This window comes from Sediminibacterium sp. FW305-C-269 (assembly GCF_058231045.1).
This window is the reverse complement of sequence record NZ_JBIQXQ010000002.1, coordinates 917358-938857: the sequence shown is the minus strand read 5'-3', so window position 1 is coordinate 938857 and position 21500 is coordinate 917358. Positions and strand designations below refer to the sequence as shown.

The following is a 21500-nucleotide window of genomic DNA, read 5'->3' as shown; positions in this document are numbered from 1 at the left end:
ACGCAAAGGTAAACTTTTAGCCCCTAAAGGGCAAGCTCAATTATTCACCTTGGCTTATCTTCACAGCCTAATTGACGGGGTTGATGGCCTTTCACAACCCCAAAACGAACAAATTAACCCCATGAAGAAACTGATTCTACCTTTTGTAGCCTGTTTACTGGTTGTTACCACACAGGCCCAGAAACCCATGCAAACCGGTGCAGGAGAAGGCATTCAACGCCCCAAACTGGTGGTGGGCATCGTTATTGACCAGATGCGCTGGGATTATCTCTATCGTTTCAACCCCCTGTTCAAAGCAAACGGAGGTTTCAAAAGGATGCTGGGTGAAGGGTTTTCCTGTGAGAATACACTGATCCCCTATGCACCAACCGTGACCGCCTGTGGACATACCGCCACCTATACGGGCAGCGTTCCCTCCATTCATGGCATTACCGGCAATAGCTGGTGGGATAACCAGCTGATGCGCGGGGTGTATTGCAGTGAGGACAAATCTGTCAAAGGCGTAGGTGGAAAAAGCGAGGAAGATGGTCAGATGAGCCCAAAAAACATGCTTACCACCACTATCTGCGATGAGCTGAGAATGGCCACTAATTTCAAGAGTAAAGTAATCGGTGTGGCACTGAAAGACCGTGGTTCCATCCTGCCTGCGGGTCATGCAGCCAATGCGGCATATTGGTACGAGGGCAAGTCGGGAAATTTTATCACGAGCACTTATTATATGAATGAATTACCTGACTGGGTAAAAAAATTCAATGACCGTAAACTGGCCGACTCACTCTACAAACTGAACTGGAACCTGGCGATGTCGAAAGACATTTACACACAATATGCAACGGAAGATGTAAAAGAGTATGAAAGCAAACCTTTCGGTAAAGACGCTATTGGTTTTTCCTATGATCTTTCAAAATATATCGGTAAAGATTATGGCAAGATCGCTTCTACCCCTTATGGCAACACTTTGACCGTGGAAATGGCGAAAGCAGCCGTTGCTGCGGAAAAATTAGGTAAAGGAGAAGCTACCGACTTTCTGGCCGTAAGTTTTTCCTCACCGGATTATATCGGTCATGCCTTCGGCCCCAACTCATGGGAAACCGTTGACGGGTACATCCGACTGGACGAAGAACTCGGCAAACTGCTGACCTACCTGGATGCGTCTGTGGGTAAAAACCAGTACACCGTTTTCCTGACCGCCGACCATGCTGTGGCGCATGTGCCGGGTTTTATGAAAGAGAACAAACTCCCGGGCGGTGTAATGGATGATATGGGCATCATGAAAGACATGAATGCAAAACTGAAAGAGAAATTCGGCGTAACGAACACGGTGGTGAGTATGTACAATTACCAGGCATATCTCAATCACCCTGCAATCGATTCTGCCAAACAGGATATAGAAGCCATCAAGCACTGGATTGTAGGCTACCTGAAAAAGAATGAAGCAGTGGCCAACGTATTCCCCACTTCAGAAATTATGACAACTCCCATACACAAAACCCTGCGTGACATGCTGGCGAATGGCTTTTTCCCGCGACGCAGTGGTGATGTTCAGATCATCCTGAAACCAGGTTATATTGAAGGTGGCGCCACAGGAACCACGCATGGCTTATGGTATCCCTATGATGCCCATATTCCATTGTTATGGTATGGATGGGGCATCAAAAAAGGAAAGACCAACCGGGAGACCTATATGACCGATATCGCCGCCACACTGGCCGCCATGCTGCACATACAGATGCCCAGCGGTTCGGTAGGCAAAGTGATCGAAGAAGTGATAAAATAAACGGTTTATCAGAAAAAAAAGACAGTAGTGTAAGTTTTTCTGTGGTAACCCGTCTACCCAAAAAAAACTTATGAAAACAATGAAAACATTTGCCGCCATCCTGCTCATGACAGGCTTTTTGGCTACCGGTGCCCTGGCACAACAGAAAGAAACACCCAAAGAGCACAAATGCACCAAAGCATGTACCAAGGAAAAACACGCTTATGCACATGGTGAAAAAGGCCATACCTGCGGAGAAGCCTGTAAAAAAATGATGGATAAAAAAGGAAAAATGTAATTCAGTTGTACAAAAGAAAAAGCCATCCGGCACTAAGCTGGATGGCTTTTTTTATCTGTTATTTGCCGGCGGATTATTTAGCCAGTTTTGCTTGTAAGTTCTTATCAAGTGCATCCAGGAACTCTTCTGTGTACAGGTAGTGTTCACCATGGTTCACTTTATTGCCGTGGATACAAATGGCCAGATCTTTGGTCATTTTTCCGCTTTCTACAGTCTCAACGCAAACCTGCTCCAGGGCATGACAGAAATGGATCAGTTCCTGGTTGCCATCCAGTTTACCACGGAACTCCAGTCCTCTGGTCCAGGCAAAAATGGAAGCGATCGGGTTGGTTGATGTGGGTTTCCCTTTCTGGTGTTCGCGGTAGTGACGGGTAACGGTTCCGTGTGCGGCTTCCGCTTCCATGATCTTTCCGTCGGGAGTGATCAGGGTGGAAGTCATCAGACCCAGTGAACCAAATCCCTGTGCAACAGTATCACTCTGTACATCGCCATCGTAGTTCTTACAGGCCCATACAAAATTACCGTTCCATTTCAGTGCGCTGGCCACCATGTCATCGATCAGGCGATGCTCGTAAGTGATACCGGCGGCATCAAAAGCGGCTTTGAATTCATTCTGGTAGATCTCTTCAAAAATATCTTTGAAACGTCCGTCATATTTTTTCAGGATGGTATTCTTGGTAGACAGGTACAAAGGCCATTTTTTACTCAATGCAGTGTTGAAACAGCTGCGTGCAAATCCTTTGATGCTCTCATCCGTGTTATACATGGCCAGGGCAACGCCATCGCCTTTATAATTGAACACTTCATACTCTTGGGTGGTACCATCTTCGCCTTCGAACTTGATGGTGAGCTTACCTTTCCCTTTGGTGACAAAATCGGTGGCACGGTACTGGTCGCCGAATGCGTGACGGCCGATGCAGATTGGTGCGGTCCAGTTAGGAACCAGACGTGGCACATTCTTACAAACGATCGGCTCACGGAACACCGTACCATCCAGAATATTACGGATGGTTCCGTTAGGGCTCTTCCACATTTGTTTCAGCTTGAACTCTTCCACGCGCTGCTCATCGGGTGTGATAGTGGCACATTTGATACCTACGCCATATTGCTTGATCGCATTGGCTGCATCAACTGTAACCTGGTCATTGGTCTCGTCGCGGTATTCCATTCCCAGGTCATAATATTTGATATCCACTTCCAGGTAAGGAAGGATCAGCTTGTCTTTGATAAACTTCCAGATAATCCGGGTCATTTCGTCACCATCCAGTTCTACCACCGGATTGGCCACTTTGATTTTTTGTGCCATAATAATTCCTTTTGGTTAATATAAAACTTGAACAAATGTAGCACTTTATCGGGTTTACGGACGGCCTGCAACACAGTAGTTTTTTATCAAAAAATCCGCAAAAAACAAACAAGCGTTCTCATACATTCACGATCAGCACAGGTATGGGTAACTGGTGGCGGACGTCTTCGATCGTTTCTCCAAAAATATAATCCTTCAAACCCGAGTGGCGGTGTGCCCCCATGACCAGCATGTCTGCCCGGGTTTCCTTCACGATCCGGACGATCTCTTTTACCCGGCTGCGGTAACCGATCACGGCTTCAGCCGTATACCCCTTCTGCTGCAGTTGCGAAGCGTAATTTTCGAGACGAAGTGTATCGCGACGGGTCTCATCATCATCACTGGATTCACCCAGGTACCTGGCGGAGGCGCTTTCCACCACATGCAGCAGGATAAAAGAAACCTGCCTGTTGCCCTGCGCCAGCGCATGTGCGATCAGTCTTTCATCAGAGGGCGAAAAATCCAGCGCCACGGCAATACGGTTGATCTGTTTTACCTGCAGGTCATCGAGGGCGATGGTTTCGCCGTGCATACTGTCGCGATGTTTCAACATCCTTTTCCGGATCAGCGGCAGGAAGGTCATGGTTAGGAAAAGCCATATAAAAATCAGTATGGCTATTACCAGCAGGCTTTTCCAGTACCAGGCTGTATCAGATGCAAATACTTTCCAGGCTTCCTCTCCTACCAGCCGAACGTTCAGGAACACCAGTATCAGTGCTACCAGCCAGGAAAGCAGTTTTACATAGTTTTTGATGGCGTACTGCCCCATCGTCTTTTTATCGCTTACGAAATGGATCAGGGGTATCACGGCAAAACCAAGTTGCAAACTCAGGATCACCTGGCTGAACACAAGCAGGTTGTCCACTTCAGACTCACCATACACCAGTATCACCACTACTGCGGGTACAATGGCGATCAGCCTTGTCAGCAACCGACGTAACCAGGGATTGATGCGCAGTTGCAGGTAACCTTCCATAACGATCTGTCCGGCAAGTGTACCGGTCAAAGTGGAACTTTGCCCTGCAGCAATCAGTGCCACTGCGAATAAAACGGGGGCAAGTTTACTGCCCAGCAGGGGCTCCAGCAACTTATGCGCATCCTGTATTTGTGCCACCTGGGTATTACCTGATGCAAAAAAAACGCTCGCTGCCAGTACCAGGATGGCCGCATTTACAAAAAAAGCGGCATTCAGGGCGATGGTGCTGTCAATGATGTTGTATTTGATGGCTCTGCGGATACCACCGGCATCGTTGCTGATCTTACGGGTCTGCACCAGCGCGGAATGCAGGTACAGGTTATGTGGCATTACAGTGGCTCCAATGATACCTACTGCGATATACAGGGCTTCGTGACTGAGCGCCGTTGGAATGAACCCTTTTGCAACCTGGTCCAGCTGGGGTTTGGCCAGCAGGATCTCTACCAGGAAAGAACCACCGATGATGGCTACCAGGCAAATGATGAAAGCTTCCATTTTACGGATGCCCCAGCGTTGCAGCAACAGGAACAGGAAAGTATCCAGTACGGTGATCACCGTTCCCCAGATCAGGGGCAAACCGGTCAGCAGGTGGATACCGATGGCCATACCCAATACTTCTGCCAGATCACAGGCCGCTATGGCCAGTTCTGCCAGTACATAGAGACAAAAATTCACCAGCGGCGGATACGCTTCGCGATTAGCCTGTGCCAGGTCGCGGCGACGAACGATGCCCAGTCTGGCGCTCAGGCTTTGCAGCAACAGGGCCATCAGGTTACTCATCAACAAAACCCAGATCAGTTGGTAGCCGAATTTGGCTCCTCCCTGCAAATCAGTGGCCCAGTTGCCCGGATCCATATAACCTACACTTACCAGGTAAGCAGGGCCGATATAGGCCAGCACCCGGCGCCATCCCTTGCGGGGAGCCGTAGTATCTACCGACTCATGAACTTCACTCAGTGATTGGTCTGTATGCGAACGGTTCATCATGTTATACGGGTTTTACAAATAAGGCCTGCGCCAGTTGCTGGCTGATGGTAAACGGGTTCTGGTTCCGGATCTTGATCTCGATGGAATGATCGAAACTGAATTTCCGTTTGATCTCCAGACGGGTTCCAATGCCAATATGTTTGTGTTTCAGTAATTCGAGCAGTTCGGTTGATTGACTGCCTACCCCGCTCACTTCCGCCATGCGGTTCACCGGCAGATCAATCAGGTTCACCTGTACCTGTACGGCCATCTTGCCGTGACTGTCGGGAATGGGATCACCATGCGGGTCAAACTTGGGATGTCCCAGGAAAGCATCCAGTTTCTCCACGAGTTTTTTACTGCTGATATGTTCCAGTTCCTCTGCCACTTCGTGCACTTCATCCCAGCCAAACTGCAATTTGTCTACCAGAAAATATTCCCATAACCGGTGCTTGCGTACAATGGCCAATGCCAGCTTTTTACCCTCGCTGCTTAAACGTACTCCCTTGTACTTCTCGTAACTCAGTAATTTTTTGGCCTTAAGTTTCTTCAGCATATCAGTAACCGATGCCGCTTTGGTATGCAGTTCTGCCGCCAGTTCGTTGGTAGAAACCGTACCCTCACCCTGTTGCAGGTGGAAAATAGCTTTGATATAATTCTCTTCGGTGATGGAGAAACTCATAAAATCTAAAATTATTTTTAGGTAAATCTAAAAATAAATCTTCATTATAGCGCACCTGTTATGAGCACTTGTGCCGAAAACTGTATTTTTATCGAAATATTCGGTTATGAAAAAATGCCTGCCATGGCTACTGCTACTGGTTATCAGCTGGGGTTGTCAGGACAAGAAAGTGGATCTTTCCGGCAACACACCCGTTAAGGTCAGTGATTTTATCGCGGCATTTCCCAAAATCACCCCCCCGTATTCGGTGGCTGACAGTAATATCCAGAAAGTGGCCGATACGGTCACCATTGGTTATAAAGCACTGCTGCAGTTCTTTCCCGACAGTTCCCTGAAGCAGATCGTAGGTACTGCCAAAAAAATCCAGGTACACCCGGTAGGCATCATTGAAAAAGAAAAGGAGAATTACCTGTTGGTGAACCTGGTAGTTCCCAAGAAGAATATCCACCTGGCCGTTTTTGTGCTCGACAAAAAAAATAAATACCTGGCTTCCAAAGAATTACTGACACAAAAGAGCAACGACGAATACCAGCATGCGGTATCCGTGAACCGGGAACCCACTTTCCTGGTAAGCAAAGAAAAAATGGGTAAGGATAACAGCCTGAAATTCTCCCGTACCGGCTGGGTGTACACCAGTGAAGGCATTTTCATGGTAGTGGTGAACGATTCAAATGAGGATCCTGCCAAGACAGATGTCATCAATCCTATTGATACCTTACCCAGGAAAAATAAATACAGTGGCGATTACGTGCAGGACAAGAAGAACTTTATCTCTATCCGGGATACCAAAAAGCCGAATGTATACCAGTTCTTCATCCACTTCGAGAAGAACAACGGCAGCTGCACCGGGGAGCTGAAGGGAGAAATGATCATGCAGTCGGCCAACATAGCCGTATTCAAAGAAAACGGCGATCCCTGCCTGATCGATTTCCGTTTTGAGGGCAATGAGATCACCCTGAAAGAAACCGGCAGCTGTGGCAATCATCGCGGCATCAAATGTTATTTCGACGATACGTTCATCCGTAAAAAAGAACCTCGTACCAGTAAAAAGAAAAAAAGCGCCTGATCGTTTGTTTCTGCAGCACCCATACATGGTCAGTATGTTCCTCAAAGGTTACCCACATAACAATGTGTATAAAATACATTTTGTCAAAATACAAGTATCTTGCAACGCTAATTATCACCAAACCCCTATTTAAATGAATTTTCGTAATTATCAGGTCCCTTATCAGATCAACGATGCGTATGCTACCAAAGCCGCTTATTTCTCTATGGAATTCGCGATCCATCAGCCCCTGAAGATTTATAGCGGCGGACTTGGTTTTTTAGCAGGCTCACACCTGCGTAGTGCTTTTGAACTGCGGCAGAATATGATTGGTATCGGTATTCTCTGGAAATATGGATACTACGATCAGAAACGCAACCAGGACCAGACCCTGGAAGTGAGTTTCATGGAAAAATATTACAGCTTCCTGGAAGATACCGGTATCAAATTCCAGATATTGATACACGAGCACCCGGTATGGGTAAAAGCCTGGTACCTGAATCCGGATACTTTTTGCAGTGCCCCGCTGTTTTTGCTGAGTACGGATTTGCCTGAGAACGATTATGTATCACAGACCATCACACACCGTTTATACGATGCCAATGTTGCCACCAAAGTGGCTCAGTTCATCCTACTTGGGGTGGGCGGAGCCAAACTGGTTGACGAATTGGGTTTTAATCCCGATGTATATCATTTGAACGAAGCACATGGGCTTTCTTCGGCGTTTTACCTGCTCAACAAATACAAGAACCCCGAAAAAGTAAAAGAGAAACTCGTTTTCACCACGCATACTCCTGAAGAAGCGGGTAATGAGAAACACGATATCTATCTCTGTCATAAAATGAGTTATTTCTGCGGCCTTAGCATCGATGAGGTCCGCAAACTGACTGGCATTCATGATGACCAGTTCAACCATTCCCTGGCAGCCCTGCGTTTTGCACGCAAGGCCAATGGCGTATCCGCACTGCATGGTGTGGTAAGCCGCGAAATGTGGTCTCATTACGAAGGTATCTGCCCCATCGCTTCCATTACCAACGCACAGAACTGGCGTTACTGGGCTGATAAACAAAGTTATCGGGCCATGGAAGAAGGGAACGACCTTGCCTTTGATGACCGCAAGAACTACCTGAAAAAACGGGCATTCGAAATTGTAGCAGATCAGACCGGCAAGATATTCGACCCCAACATACTCACGATTGTATGGGCCCGCCGCTTTGCCGGATACAAACGTGCAGATATGCTCACGTATGATATGGACCGTTTTGAAAAACTACTCAGCAATCAGAAATATCCGGTACAGATTATCTGGGCAGGCAAACCCTACCCACAGGACTTTCCGGCCATCTCTCAGTTCAATAACCTCGTGCACCTGAGTAAAAACTATAAAAATGTGGCGGTACTGGTGGGATATGAACTGGCATTGAGCAAACGCCTCAAACAGGCTGCGGATATCTGGTTGAACAACCCTCGTGTGCCCAGAGAGGCTTCCGGAACCAGTGGTATGACCGCAGCTATGAACGGTGCCGTCAACTTTTCTACCGACGATGGATGGATCCCCGAATTCATCAACCATGGCAACAACGGTTTCGTGGTTCCCAAAGCCGATTATGCAAACATGACCGTACACGAGCAGGACGAATACGACCTCAACAAAATGTATGAGATACTGGAACAGCAGATACTGCCATTGTACTATGACAATTACGAAACCTGGAGACAGATCCAGAAAAACGGCATGCGCGATGTACGCTTCCAGTTCGACAGTAACCGGATGGCGCATGAATACTATGAGATCATGTACAAAGGATAATTCAATTCAAAAGTCAAAATTCAAAAGTTAAAAGTTAACCAGTAACTTTATTTTTGAATTTTGACTTTAAAATTTTGACTAACCCTCCCATGTCCAACAAGATCGTAGTAGCTATTACCGGTGCCAGCGGAGCGATATACGCCAAACTGCTTCTCGACAAGATGGTGGCGTTACGGGACCAGTGCTCAGAAGTGGGTATTGTGATGAGCCGGAATGCCCAGGAGATCTGGGCTTCGGAACTGGGCAACCAGGATTACCTGAACTATCCTTTCCGTTATTTTGAAAAACACGATTTCTCTGCACCCTTTGCCTCGGGTTCGGCCAAATACAATGTCATGATCGTAGTTCCCTGCAGCATGGGAACTTTAGGCAGGATAGCACAGGGCATCAGCGACGACCTGGTTACCCGTGCAGCGGACGTGATACTGAAAGAAAGAAGAAAACTGATCCTCGTGGCCAGGGATACCCCTTATAGCCTGATCCACATCAAGAACATGGAACTGATTACCTTGGCGGGCGGCATTATCTGTCCGGCCACCCCCTCCTTCTACAGTCATCCCCGCACCATCGAAGAAGTTGCTTCCACAGTAGTGGACCGTGTACTGGATCTTGCCGGACTAAACCTAGATACATTCCGCTGGGGCCAGGGGAATGATGAATGATGAGCAGGGAATGATAAATGTTGAATGGAAGAATTCCAATAGGGCACCTTATCTCACCGGTAAAATAAAAGTGGCAAAGTTTCCTGGTTAGCATTGAATATTTCCCGTTATGGAGGACGCATTATTCAACGGAAGCGTTTTTTTATATTTTCTGTTTCCCGGAGTATTGACAATCACTATATAAAATCAAAAAAAGAAGCCGCCTCAATGGTTACATTGAGACGGCTTCTGACTGTTGTACAAGTATCAGAGTAATATTAATCCGGCATCGGAAGCCATAGTAATACTACCAAAATACAGGCTTCTTACTTTCTTATATAACCATAATATTCCTCATCGGTAGCACAATCCCACCAAACTGGCATACTCCAGATATTAGGAGCATTAGCGAATGCGTTTACTGCAAGTGCGTTTGTCAGGTTATAGTTTAATTCAAGTGTTGTTGGTAACATAAAACGACGTGGCCAATATCTTGGATCTGCTTTGGAAGCACCTGTATAAAGAGCAGTTCCTGCAAATAAAGGTCCGCGATCAAACCCAGGATACACTACCCCAAAGCCAGCTATATTACCCGCACTGAAATTAAAGCGACGCATATCGTTCCAATTCTCAATGCTGCATCCCATAGCGATATATTTTTGTAACATGATGTCTGACATAGTCAAATTACTCTGGGCAACCGCATTACTTGCCATATAGTCAGTAATAGCGCTCTGGCTCATTGGCGCCATATCTGGATTAGTGGCCGTGTATCCGCTACCCTGCCATTGGCTTAGTTTAGCCTGCATCATATCCATATGAGCCTGAATACCTGCTTTGTAGGCTGCATAGGCATTGGCGTTATCACCTTTCCGCATATAAACTTCAGCCTTAATAAAGCACATCTCATGATAAGTCAGGATCTCCTGGTCTGAAACAGGACGAACCTGAAACGAACCTGTAGAGGCCACAGCACCGGCTGTGAAGGCTGCAGCTGAAGGATACCAGCTGACATCTGTAGAACCCTGAGCAGGTATTCCTGATGTAGCAAGAGCACTGCTACGCAGATTTACATAAACTGTATCGCCTGCGTACAGGTAATTCGTACTGTTGATAAATATTGAACCGGCTTTGTAGGTAACAGTAACGTTATTGCCACTTGTTGTAAATGTACGTCCTGCAGCAACCTGCGCGGCTATAAAATTAGCACGGTCCGTTGCATCAGCGATGGCATAGGTAATATTAGTATTGGCAGTTGCGTAAGTTGGTGCCACTATCGATGTTGCCCCTCCCTTCACTAAACGGGTGGCAGAACCATATACATCAACACCTACTGAACGATTCCAGTTATACGATATTACTTTACCGGTAGCGTCCAATTTAATATTGGACATGGATGCAGGCACAATTTTAGTCATCCTGGGATCCACCACTCCGGAACCACGCATATTTGTCAACAGGTTATAATAGTATTGCGAAATACGCTGATTGCTGCCATAAGCTGCATAATCGAAATTCCCGTTTGTGACAACTGGATCACCCAACAAATAGTCAGTTACAGTACTGTTATTGAAGCCAGGACCAACTATGTTGTCGGCAATCGACTGTGGACCTTTTGACAAACAGTATAAGATCGAGTCTGCATTATACAGGTTAGACTTCTTTGACAGCTTAAGCATGTAACGCGCTTTCAATCCATAGCAGAACTTTATCCACTTGTTCACATCTCCACCATTCCAAAGGTCGCCTTTAGAAAGTGCAGGAGCAGAAGCATCCTGTGTTTTACTGAACAAACTGATGGCCTCATTCAATTTTGCCATACAGCCGTTGTAGATGGTTTTACCATCATCAAACGCAGGACTGGCTATTCCGGAAGTTGCCTGTGTATACGGCATTTCACCATATATATCCAGCATTTGCATATAGCCAAGAGCAGAGAACACGTTAGCAGCTGCCATATAAGAGTACGCACCTCTTTTTTGGGCAGAATTGTACATATCGTTCAGGTTGGAAGCCACTTCCACAAACCAGGTCTGGTAAGGAGTGGTGTTACCTGTATGGGCTATCCATGTAGTACTCAGTGCGTTACCTGATGCTGAATTACTATAGTAAACACCTGCAATACAGGAACTACGAAAATTAGAAACCCCTGAAGTATACTGATAGAAATGTTCAATCCAGGGCAACCTGTTTTCAACCAATACACTTTCATTGTTTGGGTTATTCGGATCCGTGTTTACATCCAGAAATTTTTTACACGAAGTTGAGCCCATCACAAGGAGCAGAGCCAACATTAAATATTTTGAACTTTTCATGATTAGCTTTTTTTTCATTGGTTAAAACGTAATATTTATCCCGAAGGTGAAACTAGCTATAGCAGGCACACCCAGGTAATCAATACCGGTAGAACCTGAACCTCCAGTGCCACCTGCAGCGCTTACTTCAGGATCCATACCCTTGTAATTGGTCCAGGTAAACAGGTTGGTACCTACTGCAGTTGCAGAGAGCTCCTTAATGATCTTTTTATTCTTTATCAAATCAGTAAACTGATACGTCAATGATAAAGAACGCAGTTTCACCCAATTTACAGAAGTGATGAAGTTGTAAGAATTGGCCGCATAGTTCTGCCAATATTGCTGAATCATGTAATTACCGGAATAGGTGGTACCATTAATAACATAAGACTGTCCAGCAGTATAGGTTTGTGTAAAATCAGCACCTGTCTGGCTGTTTACACCAGACACGGTTACAGACTGACGATCATTCAATGTAGTACGTTTGCTTAACCCGTTTGTAACCATTGCATATTCTGTACCGTTATACACATCACCTCCCTTACGAAAATCGAGCAGGAATGATAAAATCAATTTTTTGTAACGGAATGTATTGTTAAAACCACCAATAAAAGAAGGTTCGCGGTTACCTACAATCGGATTGTTGGTATTTAGCTTGTACAGACCTGTTGTTGGATCTACCTGGTAACGACCATCGGCGATCTCAACTTTCTGTGCATCCACTTCACGTAAATAACGAGTACCGGTCATCCCAAGGAAATATCCACCGTTAGGAATTGATGCCGCTTTCACGGTTCCGAACTGAGCATCTGTTGGGTAAAAATAGGCAACACCAGGAAGAAAATCCCCTAATCTGCCTTTGTTATAAGAGAAGTTCAGCATCACATCCCATGAAAAATTCTTTTGCACTATTGGCTTACCTGTAATAGACACTTCCATACCATCGTTAATAACTGAACCAGAGTTGATAGCTGTCAGGATATATCCGCTGGCATTCGATAAACGCGGCTGAGCGATCTGATTCTTTGTCTGACTGTGATAGTAGGTATAATCCAGGCCAATTCGACCATTCAGGAACCTGAATTCACCACCAACTTCCCATGAACTTTGAATTTCAGGTTTCAAATAAGGATTACCACTTGTGTACTGGTTACCAATTCCTGTGAAAGAACCGATACTGATTGGATTGTTCACATAAGTAAGTGTAGCATATGGATTGGCATCTTTACCAACCTGTGCCCAGCTTCCACGAACTTTACCAAAAGAAAGGACACTATTCCTAGGCAATAATTCTGTAAAAACAACAGATCCGCTTACTGAAGGATAAAAATAGGACCTATTATCTAAGGGTAAAGTAGAAGACCAGTCATTACGTCCTGTTGCAGTAAGGAAAGCAATATTTTTATAAGAAACACCGATTTCTCCGTAAGTTCCTACCAGACGCTTCTTGGTCACTCCGTCTTTAAAAAACTGATTGGTAGTTGCTATATTACCAAAGCTGATGGTTCCGGCTGTAATAAAGCTGTATCCCCAATGGTTTTGGCTTACCCAGTCCGTATTTTCTGTGGTATTTCCTATCATCAGACGTGTATCAAAACCTCCAAAGGTTTTATGAAAATTACTCATCACAGTAGTGGTGGTATACGCATATCCAAGCAGGTCTTTACTCAGACGTCCATTCTGGTATAAGGGACTAACTGCAGAACCCGGAGCTATATATGTATAGTCATTGGTATTATATTGATCATAACCCAAGCGAGCGATCACATCCCACCAACTGGTGATTTTATAGTTAGCATTAATACCACCTGTGATACGCTTGGTTCCTGATGTCAACTTATCGCTATTGATTATCCAGTATGGATTATCAATATCATTTTCCAAAGGAACCGTTCCGGCAAATTTCCGGTATTGTGTACCATCCGGGTTTATATAATTTTTAATATTGAACGTCTGTGGCCAGCTATAAATAGCGCCCATAGTACCATTACCACCGCCACTGTACAAACCTGCAGTAGTCAAGGTTCTGTTTGTGTTTGCAATAGAATAAGCAACGTTCGCATTCAGGGTAAGGCGTCCATATTTCTGCTCACCGTTAAACCTGAATGTTGTTTTCTGAAAATCTGTATTTGGAACAATACCTGATTGGTTAAAATTAGAACCTGATAAATAAAAGGAACTGTTCTTTGTTCCACCGGCTACACTGACATTATTGTCGTACACAACACTGTTTTTGAAGAAGTCTTTAATGTTGTTATACAAAGTATCTGTAGCGGTCAGCTTTTGTCCCCATGAGCTGTAAGTGATATTATTGAAAACACCATTGCTGGCATACACACCATTGCCAAACTGAGTCTGGGCTTCAGGCACTTTATTTGCCCAGGAAGTACTTAATTTACTGGTGACATTCACCTTAACAGTACCCTCAGACCCTTTCTTAGTAGTGATAATAATAACACCATCAGCAGCACGCGATCCGTATAATGCAGCAGCTGCTGCACCTTTCAGAACGGATAAACTTTCTATATCCTCCGGGTTAACGTCCATCACACGATTGGAGTAAGTTGTGTTACTACGGGAAAGACCATCTGTACCGGTATTACCAGTAACAGTAGTTGAGTTATCATAGATAACACCATCAACAACAAATAATGGCTGGTTCTGTCTGCCATCTGATGTAGAATTACCACCACGAATGGTAATAGACGCTCCGGCACCGGCTGCACCGCTAAACTGGGTAACATTTACACCAGGCACCTTACCGGTTAACGAGTTAACCAGATTCGTGTTTTTATTTTTCATCAATTCCTGGGCACTTATCTCTGTAACAGAATATCCCAATGCCTTACGCTCTTTTTTAATACCCATGGCCGTAACAACCACCTCTCCCAACTGGGTGGCGCTCTTCACTAAACGTACCTCCATACCAGCAGTTGCTTTTACCTTCTGTGAAACATGGCTCACATGACTAAATTCCAATATTGAGTTAGCATTTGCATTAATAGTGAATTTACCTTTTTCATCTGTTACAGTTGAACGGTTTGCACCACTCACGGTAACGGTTACTCCCGCCAGCGGTGTACCATCGTCGGAAAGCACTGTTCCACTAATGGGGACACCTTGTGCCATCAGGTTGTTTGTAATCATGTTACACATAATTAACATGATCAAACAAAGAAGTTTCCATTTTCTCATACTTTTACTTTTTGTTTTAAAAATCAAGACAATCGTTATTGTTACTTATTAATACCCCATATGCAATACTGAAAAATCTATCCGCCCTTAAATCATTCTTTGCCAGATTAAGAGACAAAAAAGAGAAAAAGCAATCACATCATTTCTATCACCAATTGACTTTCCGGCTCCCCCCTAATCTCGTCTCATTTAGATTTTGGGACTTGTATGAACAAAATCCTGGTTCATCTAATAGTTTTAATCACGTAAAAAATCGCACACTTTACTATTCTTTTACGCAAAAAACCGCAAGTCTTCCAAATAGGAAATAGACAAACAATATTAAGATAATGTTAAAACATCTCCTACTATAAGTCAATCTATTTTTCATCATTTTAACCCCATCTTAAGCCAGAACGAAGCAAGACATTTAAAAACTGCAAAAAGCTGCATTCATGATGCTTTCTGCGATTATTTGAGGTACAGGCGAATGTAGGGATGGTTGCAAGGGGCAATAGATCAGGTACTAACTGCTATATGGACTATATAAGCTGATCTGATACAGGATTTCAGCATAGTGAGCCTATCTGAAAGCAACAAAAGATTACAAGAAAGTGAAGGAGTCTACATCTGGTGTAATGTAATAGCTATAAACAGTAATTTATGGCAGGTTTTTAAAAGAAAAGTAGCACCTATTTAGTCAACGAACCGATATTCCAGCTGTTCTATAAAAACAGAAAAGGCAGTCCCGAAAGGGACGCCTCTTCTTGTACTATACTTACCAATTTCTTAGGCGCTGGCGCCTTCTTCTACTTTTTTCTGGAAACGGAATACCAGTTTACCCTGTTCCTTATCCAGGTCGGCGATCAGCAGATCCCCATCCTTGATATTGAAATTCAGGATCTCTTCTGCCAAAGGATCTTCCAGGTATTTCTGGATGGCCCTGTGCAGCGGCCTTGCGCCAAACTGTGAGTCGTATCCTTTGTCGGCAATGAACTCTTTTGCCTCTGTGGTCAGTTCCAGTGAGAAACCGAGGTTCAGCAAACGTTTGCTCACACCTTTCATCAGGATATCTATGATATTGAAGATATTTTCTTTGCTCAGCGAGTTGAATACAACCACATCATCGATCCTGTTCAGGAACTCCGGTGAGAAGGTACGCTTCAATGCTTTTTCGATCACGGCTTTGCTGTTCTCTTCTGCATTCTGCATACGGGTGGCTGTGGCAAAACCCACGCCATCTCCAAACTCTTTCAACTGGCGTACTCCGATATTGGAAGTCATGATGATCATGGTATTCTTGAAATCCACCTTTCTTCCCAATCCATCTGTCAGCTGGCCGTCATCCAGTACCTGCAATAGAATATTGTAGATATCCGGGTGTGCTTTTTCAATTTCATCCAGCAGGATCACACAGTAAGGTTTACGACGGACTTTTTCAGTCAGCTGACCACCTTCTTCATAGCCCACATATCCGGGAGGCGCACCAATCAGGCGGCTGACAGTGAATTTTTCCATGTATTCACTCATGTCGATCCGGATCAGCGAATCCTCCGAATCGAACATATACCTTGCCAAAGCCCTTGCCAGCTCGGTTTTACCTACACCCGTCGGTCCAAGGAAAATAAAGGTACCGATCGGTTTTTTGGGGTCTTTCAGTCCCACGCGGTTACGCTGTATCGCTTTCACCACTTTCTGTATAGCTTCATCCTGACCCACCACCATACCTTTCATATCCTCGTTCATACGGCGCAGTTTCTCTGTTTCTGCCTGCACCATACGTTTAACAGGAATACCTGTCATCATACTCACCACTTCGGCAATATTCTCTTCGGTAATGGGGAAACGTTTGTGTTTACTTTCCTCCTCCCACTGGGTCTTGGCTTTTTCAAGTTCTTCTCCCAAACGTTTCTCGGTATCTCGCAGTGAGGCCGCTTCTTCAAAACGCTGGCTCTTCACCACTTTATTTTTCTCGTTCTTAACGTCTTCTATTTTCTTCTCCAGCTCCACAATATCCTGTGGCACATTGATATTCTTCAGATGCACCCTTGCGCCCACTTCATCCAACACGTCGATGGCTTTATCGGGCAGCAGCCTGTCTGTCATATAGCGGTCGCTCAGTTTCACACAGGCATCAATGGCATCATCGCCATAGGTTACATTGTGAAAGTCCTCGTATTTGGATTTGATATTGTTCAGGATCTGGATGGTCTCCTCCACACTTGGCGGTTCGATCAGCACTTTCTGGAAACGACGGTCCAAAGCACCATCTTTTTCAATGTACATACGGTATTCATCCAGCGTGGAAGCACCGATGCATTGCAGTTCTCCCCTTGCCAGGGCCGGTTTGAAGATATTGGAAGCATCCAGCGAACCGCTGGCGCCACCGGCACCTACGATAGTATGGATCTCATCGATGAAGAGGATCACGTCGCGGTTTTTCTCCAGTTCGTTCATGATGGCTTTCATCCTTTCTTCGAACTGTCCGCGGTACTTGGTACCGGCAACCAGGGCTGCCAGGTCCAGCGAGATCACCCTTTTATCAAACAGTACACGGCTTACTTTTCTTTGTACGATGCGCAGTGCCAGCCCTTCCACTATGGCGGTCTTACCCACGCCGGGTTCACCGATCAGGATCGGGTTATTCTTTTTACGGCGGCTCAGGATCTGGCTCACACGTTCAATCTCTTCCTCACGCCCAACGATCGGATCCAGGGTTCCGGATTCGGCCAGCTTGGTGATATCCCTGCCGAAATTATCCAATACGGGAGTCTTGCTCTTAGCGGCACCGGCCTGTTTGCCGGTACGTTGCTGGTAACCTCCACCCCGTTTTTCCTCCTCAAACTCATCATTTTCCTCTTCGGGAAATTCGCTGCGTGGCGGTGGATTGGTGGTCCCTACCATACCCAGTTCATTGCGGAAGAGATCATAATCCACGTCGAACTGGTTCAGTATCTGTGTGGCAATATTTTCTTTGTTCTTGAGGATACTCAACATCAGGTGTTCCGTTTCCACCAGCGGACTTTTCAATGCTTTTGCTTCGAGAACGGTTACCCGGATCACTTTTTCCGCCTGTTTGGTCAGCGGCAAACTGTTGATATTGGCAATATTCTTCCCCGTTTTGTCTTTAACGGCAAGCTCCACTTCTTTGCGCAGTTCATACAGGTCTACATTAAGCTGTTTTAACACTTTAATGGCCGTATTATCCCCATCACGTATCAACCCCAGCAACAAATGCTCTGTCCCGATAAAATCATTACCTAACCTGAGCGCCTCTTCCCTGCTGAAGGAAATGATCTCTTTAACCTGTGCTGAAAAATTATTATCCATGGCCTAATTTGGATTTATACAATTATAACGAATATTTTTGAGTGAAGTTGTGTTGCATTTATACACAACTGTTAATCTCATTCCGAATGCTGCGAGCCATGCGCTTTGATCTGTGAGCCGGAAAAGAAATTCCTTACGCCCGCAGCCCGGAGCTTATTGCTCATAGCCCAAAACCAGCTTATTCACCTGATATGGAAGTCAAAATTGATACCAAGGAAAAATTTACGGTTGTAACGCCGATTCGACCGGAACTCTCTGACAATATAGCAGCACAACTGTCCAAAACCTGTACCGGGCAACTGCAAAAAGAGGTAAAAAATGTAGTGTTAAACCTCAGCGAGGTAGCCAACATGGAAGCGGGTGCGGCAGGCACATTGGCAGAACTGCAACAGACATTCTATGATAACAATGCCTCTTTTGTAATATGTAATCTGCAACCAGCTGTGGAAGAAAGCCTGGAAAAACTGGAACTCCTTGAGTTGCTGAATATTACACCTACAGAAAGTGAAGCATGGGATATTGTGCAGATGGAGGAGATTGAAAGGGAATTGTTAGATGGTGACGATATGGAATTCGACAATAACGGATAAACCGCTACATGAACCCTGCCAGAGATTATTACCAGATACTGGGGATCGCCCCAACGGCCAGCAACCAGGATATCAAAAAAGCTTTTCGCAGGCTGGCACTGATCCATCATCCTGACACTTCCCTGAACCCTGATCTTTCTGCGGTCACATTCTCTCTTGTACAGGAAGCGTATCGGGTACTATCCGATCCGCATGAAAGGGTTCGTTATCATTATGCCCGGCATTTACTGCATCCCCAACCTGCAACAAAGCCAGTTGCCATTTCTGCCGAAGAAGTACAGGAACTGGCTCAAAAATTATACAGGGATACCCGACAGCAGGATCCTTTCCGTTTGAATCGTGACCAATTGTTCCTGCAGGTCATGGACCTGCTTTCCGACCATAATCTGGCGCTTCTCCGTCAACGGGCGGAAACCAGCCAGTTACGCCTATTTCTGAACCTGGTTTTCAGCGCTTCCAGGGAACTTTCCAAAGCACAATCGGATACCATCTTTGAACGTTTGCAGCCACTCGCCAACCAATACCCGCACACTGCCGACGATTTCAAAAAACAGCAAACCGAATACCGTCAATACCATTTCTGGAACCGGTACAAAACCTTACTGGCCCTGGCCATCGCCCTGCTTTTCTGCCTGGCACTGTATTTTTTTGTACATAAATAAAAAGTTCCCGGCTGATTGCTCAACCGGGAACTTTTATCAATTATCAAGTAGATGTTGTTAACCGAATGTATTAACCCTCTGCATACATCTGTATTACCACAATTTGGTTTGGGTTAACTTAAAGCCCTTCTCTTCGTATTGGATAATCTGCGATTGCCCTACGGGAGAAAGATATGCCCGATCAGTGAATGCAGATCGATTTTGTGCATTTTCAACCATCCAAAAACCAACCATCTGGGCAGCGTTGGATCCATTATAAGTTACAACAGTACCATCAAGTTTCTTAACCCTTACTTTATTTATATTGGCAGTTGTTAAATAAGTTGGAATCTCAGCCGGAACATCCACCCATGGTCCGAGGAAATAATCCGGATTTTTGCTATAGTCCATATTACTGAGCTTTTTCCATCTTTTCAGATCCAATAAACGGGTGTGTTCAAATACAAACTCCACTCTTCTTTCACGCCTGATTTCCCATAACAAAGCAGGAACATCTGCATCACGTGAAGGATCAACCGGTATTGCAGCAAGCAGCAAGGGAGCAGTCTTCTTTACTCCTTTTGCAATAGCAGCTGCATCCAGAGGGCGATTTCTGATTGCGTTAATCGATTTATCCAAATCTGCCTGTGTAACAGCAGGTCCACCATGATTTTGCGCCAGTTCCGCCTTTGCTTCAATCCAGTTCAACACTACCTCAGCCAGTCTCATAACAGGTGCATCACTGGTATTCGTATTGCTTCCCCAAATAGAAGGATAAGCCTTCCCGATATAGGTAATCGCTTCTCTTGAAGCAAATTTATAGCCATATAAAAGTGTAGCTGATGAAGCATTTACTTTATCAATGAATGACGCTTCGAATCGGGGATCTCTTGTTTTCACAAGGTCAGCTATACTGAAACTATTGGCATTCTGCACAGTTGAGTTCTGCCAGGGTTGACCATCATTTGCTAAAAAAGATTTAATCAAAACAAGGTTAGCATCAACGCCCACTACTTCAGTACCGTTTTGATAAGAACCTATGGAATGCGTGATTGTCAAAGCCGCATCATACACCCTGTAAAGCAATACTTCTGGATGTCCGACAAGGCTCTCTGATGAGAATAAAGATTTGAAATCACGACTAAAATTCCACTTATTGCTATTTATCACAACCGCAGCAGCATCGACAGCAAGTTCCAGGTATTTTTTAGATCTGGCCGCATCAAGACCATGATAATACTGGAAGGTTCCTTCGAACAACATAAATCGAGAAATAAAGGCCGCAGCAATGTACTTATTCAGAACCTGCGTTCCATCATTATCCCGCATATTGGCAATAACATATTTGAAATCGTCATACACTTTATCCATTACCACACCCCTGTTATCTCTATCTTTATACAAAGTGGTGAGATCTGTATTATCAACCACCTTATCAAAATAAGGAACATCACCGAATACACTTACCAAACGGCTGTATTCATACCCTCTGAAGAATTTTGCTACAGATGTCCAGTGCCTATACGATTCATCAGTGATTTTTGGTTTCATCTGGTTATCCAGGCGGTCGAGCAGCACATTTGCTTTACGAACCCAGGAAAAATTCCAGGTAGGACCAGCATAGGTAGACATCCAGGCCGCATCTTCAGAGGTAGAGCCTCTGGAAGAAGGGATACTGGTTTCAAAGTTGGCCTGAACGTTTTTACCAGTGAGATCATCATTGAACGTATACCCTCTTACCGGCGTATAATCTGTAGTAAATGATGTATTATAACCATTGAAATAATTCGGATAAAACGCGTTTGCATACATACGAATATCATCCTCATTTCTCCAGAACTGGTCATCAACATAACTGGTAAGCGGAGGCCTGTTCAATAAGTCTTTGTTACAAGACAGTAGTAAGGCACAAGCCAGGATACTATATAGTTTTAGATATTTCATCGTTGTAA

Annotated in this window: 14 protein-coding genes; 7 read left to right on the top strand and 7 right to left on the bottom strand. The window is 44.9% G+C overall.

Annotation, left to right across the window (positions count from 1 at the left end; translation table 11 throughout):
• Nucleotides 1-121: 121 nt before the first annotated feature.
• Both pafA and ACH3Y6_RS09380 read left to right on the top strand, forming a co-directional pair.
• Nucleotides 122-1777, top strand: a complete 1656-nt coding sequence (pafA, locus tag ACH3Y6_RS09385) for an alkaline phosphatase PafA (RefSeq protein WP_490835344.1) — start codon at nt 122-124, stop codon at nt 1775-1777.
• A 70-nt stretch (nt 1778-1847) separates the two neighbouring features.
• Entirely contained in the window at nt 1848-2054 is a 207-nt protein-coding gene (locus ACH3Y6_RS09380) for a hypothetical protein (protein WP_490835343.1), read from the top strand.
• Nucleotides 2055-2127: 73 nt separating this feature from the next.
• Here ACH3Y6_RS09380 and ACH3Y6_RS09375 read toward each other — a convergent pair whose 3' ends face one another.
• The 3 genes from ACH3Y6_RS09375 to ACH3Y6_RS09365 form a co-directional block, all read right to left on the bottom strand.
• A complete protein-coding gene (locus ACH3Y6_RS09375; RefSeq protein ID WP_490835342.1) occupies nt 2128-3360 on the bottom strand; it encodes an NADP-dependent isocitrate dehydrogenase in 1233 nt (410 codons plus the stop codon).
• Nucleotides 3361-3478: 118 nt separating this feature from the next.
• On the bottom strand, nt 3479-5362 hold the full coding sequence (locus tag ACH3Y6_RS09370; RefSeq protein ID WP_490835341.1) for an Nramp family divalent metal transporter: 1884 nt from the start codon (nt 5360-5362) through the stop codon (nt 3479-3481).
• 1 nt (nt 5363) lies between these two features.
• Entirely contained in the window at nt 5364-6023 is a 660-nt protein-coding gene (locus ACH3Y6_RS09365) for a metal-dependent transcriptional regulator (protein WP_490835340.1), read from the bottom strand.
• A gap of 106 nt (nt 6024-6129) precedes the next feature.
• Between ACH3Y6_RS09365 and ACH3Y6_RS09360 the strand changes: the two genes are divergently transcribed.
• The 3 genes from ACH3Y6_RS09360 (at nt 6130) to ACH3Y6_RS09350 (ending at nt 9540) form a co-directional block, all read left to right on the top strand.
• Nucleotides 6130-7089: a hypothetical protein gene (locus tag ACH3Y6_RS09360; protein WP_490835339.1), complete on the top strand. Its 960-nt coding sequence runs from the start codon at nt 6130-6132 to the stop codon at nt 7087-7089.
• A gap of 133 nt (nt 7090-7222) precedes the next feature.
• Nucleotides 7223-8878, top strand: a complete 1656-nt coding sequence (gene glgP, locus ACH3Y6_RS09355) for an alpha-glucan family phosphorylase (RefSeq protein WP_490835338.1) — start codon at nt 7223-7225, stop codon at nt 8876-8878.
• An 89-nt stretch (nt 8879-8967) separates the two neighbouring features.
• Nucleotides 8968-9540, top strand: coding sequence for a UbiX family flavin prenyltransferase (locus ACH3Y6_RS09350; protein WP_490835337.1), 573 nt, complete (start codon nt 8968-8970; stop codon nt 9538-9540).
• 305 nt (nt 9541-9845) lie between these two features.
• Here the strand turns inward: ACH3Y6_RS09350 and ACH3Y6_RS09345 are convergent, their stop codons facing one another.
• The 3 genes from ACH3Y6_RS09345 to ACH3Y6_RS09335 form a co-directional block, all read right to left on the bottom strand.
• Nucleotides 9846-11834, bottom strand: coding sequence for a SusD/RagB family nutrient-binding outer membrane lipoprotein (locus ACH3Y6_RS09345; protein ID WP_490835336.1), 1989 nt, complete (start codon nt 11832-11834; stop codon nt 9846-9848).
• Nucleotides 11835-11855: 21 nt separating this feature from the next.
• Nucleotides 11856-15008: a SusC/RagA family TonB-linked outer membrane protein gene (locus ACH3Y6_RS09340; protein ID WP_490835335.1), complete on the bottom strand. Its 3153-nt coding sequence runs from the start codon at nt 15006-15008 to the stop codon at nt 11856-11858.
• Between the two features lie 768 nt (nt 15009-15776).
• A complete protein-coding gene (locus ACH3Y6_RS09335; protein WP_490835334.1) occupies nt 15777-18317 on the bottom strand; it encodes an ATP-dependent Clp protease ATP-binding subunit in 2541 nt (846 codons plus the stop codon).
• Nucleotides 18318-18508: 191 nt separating this feature from the next.
• On the opposite strand from ACH3Y6_RS09335, the gene ACH3Y6_RS09330 reads away from it, so the two are divergent.
• Complete coding sequence (locus tag ACH3Y6_RS09330; RefSeq protein ID WP_490835333.1) at nt 18509-18907, top strand: STAS domain-containing protein; 399 nt, start codon at nt 18509-18511, stop codon at nt 18905-18907.
• Between the two features lie 8 nt (nt 18908-18915).
• Entirely contained in the window at nt 18916-19569 is a 654-nt protein-coding gene (locus ACH3Y6_RS09325; RefSeq protein WP_490835332.1) for a J domain-containing protein, read from the top strand.
• Between the two features lie 93 nt (nt 19570-19662).
• Here the strand turns inward: ACH3Y6_RS09325 and ACH3Y6_RS09320 are convergent, their stop codons facing one another.
• Nucleotides 19663-21492: a RagB/SusD family nutrient uptake outer membrane protein gene (locus ACH3Y6_RS09320; protein WP_490835331.1), complete on the bottom strand. Its 1830-nt coding sequence runs from the start codon at nt 21490-21492 to the stop codon at nt 19663-19665.
• Between the last annotated feature and the right edge of the window lie 8 nt (nt 21493-21500).

Bases quoted from the DNA above. Each gene is read 5' to 3' on its own strand.
- ACH3Y6_RS09340 (WP_490835335.1), bottom strand. From the start codon at position 15,008: ATGAGAAAATGGAAACTTCTTTGTTTGATCATGTTAATTATGTGTAAC.
- ACH3Y6_RS09335 (WP_490835334.1), bottom strand. From the start codon at position 18,317: ATGGATAATAATTTTTCAGCACAGGTTAAAGAGATCATTTCCTTCAGC.
- ACH3Y6_RS09320 (WP_490835331.1), bottom strand. From the start codon at position 21,492: ATGAAATATCTAAAACTATATAGTATCCTGGCTTGTGCCTTACTACTG.
- ACH3Y6_RS09360 (WP_490835339.1), top strand. From the start codon at position 6,130: ATGAAAAAATGCCTGCCATGGCTACTGCTACTGGTTATCAGCTGGGGT.
- ACH3Y6_RS09345 (WP_490835336.1), bottom strand. From the start codon at position 11,834: ATGAAAAGTTCAAAATATTTAATGTTGGCTCTGCTCCTTGTGATGGGC.
- pafA (WP_490835344.1), top strand. From the start codon at position 122: ATGAAGAAACTGATTCTACCTTTTGTAGCCTGTTTACTGGTTGTTACC.
- ACH3Y6_RS09330 (WP_490835333.1), top strand. From the start codon at position 18,509: ATGGAAGTCAAAATTGATACCAAGGAAAAATTTACGGTTGTAACGCCG.
- ACH3Y6_RS09325 (WP_490835332.1), top strand. From the start codon at position 18,916: ATGAACCCTGCCAGAGATTATTACCAGATACTGGGGATCGCCCCAACG.
- ACH3Y6_RS09370 (WP_490835341.1), bottom strand. From the start codon at position 5,362: ATGATGAACCGTTCGCATACAGACCAATCACTGAGTGAAGTTCATGAG.
- ACH3Y6_RS09380 (WP_490835343.1), top strand. From the start codon at position 1,848: ATGAAAACAATGAAAACATTTGCCGCCATCCTGCTCATGACAGGCTTT.
- glgP (WP_490835338.1), top strand. From the start codon at position 7,223: ATGAATTTTCGTAATTATCAGGTCCCTTATCAGATCAACGATGCGTAT.
- ACH3Y6_RS09375 (WP_490835342.1), bottom strand. From the start codon at position 3,360: ATGGCACAAAAAATCAAAGTGGCCAATCCGGTGGTAGAACTGGATGGT.
- ACH3Y6_RS09365 (WP_490835340.1), bottom strand. From the start codon at position 6,023: ATGAGTTTCTCCATCACCGAAGAGAATTATATCAAAGCTATTTTCCAC.
- ACH3Y6_RS09350 (WP_490835337.1), top strand. From the start codon at position 8,968: ATGTCCAACAAGATCGTAGTAGCTATTACCGGTGCCAGCGGAGCGATA.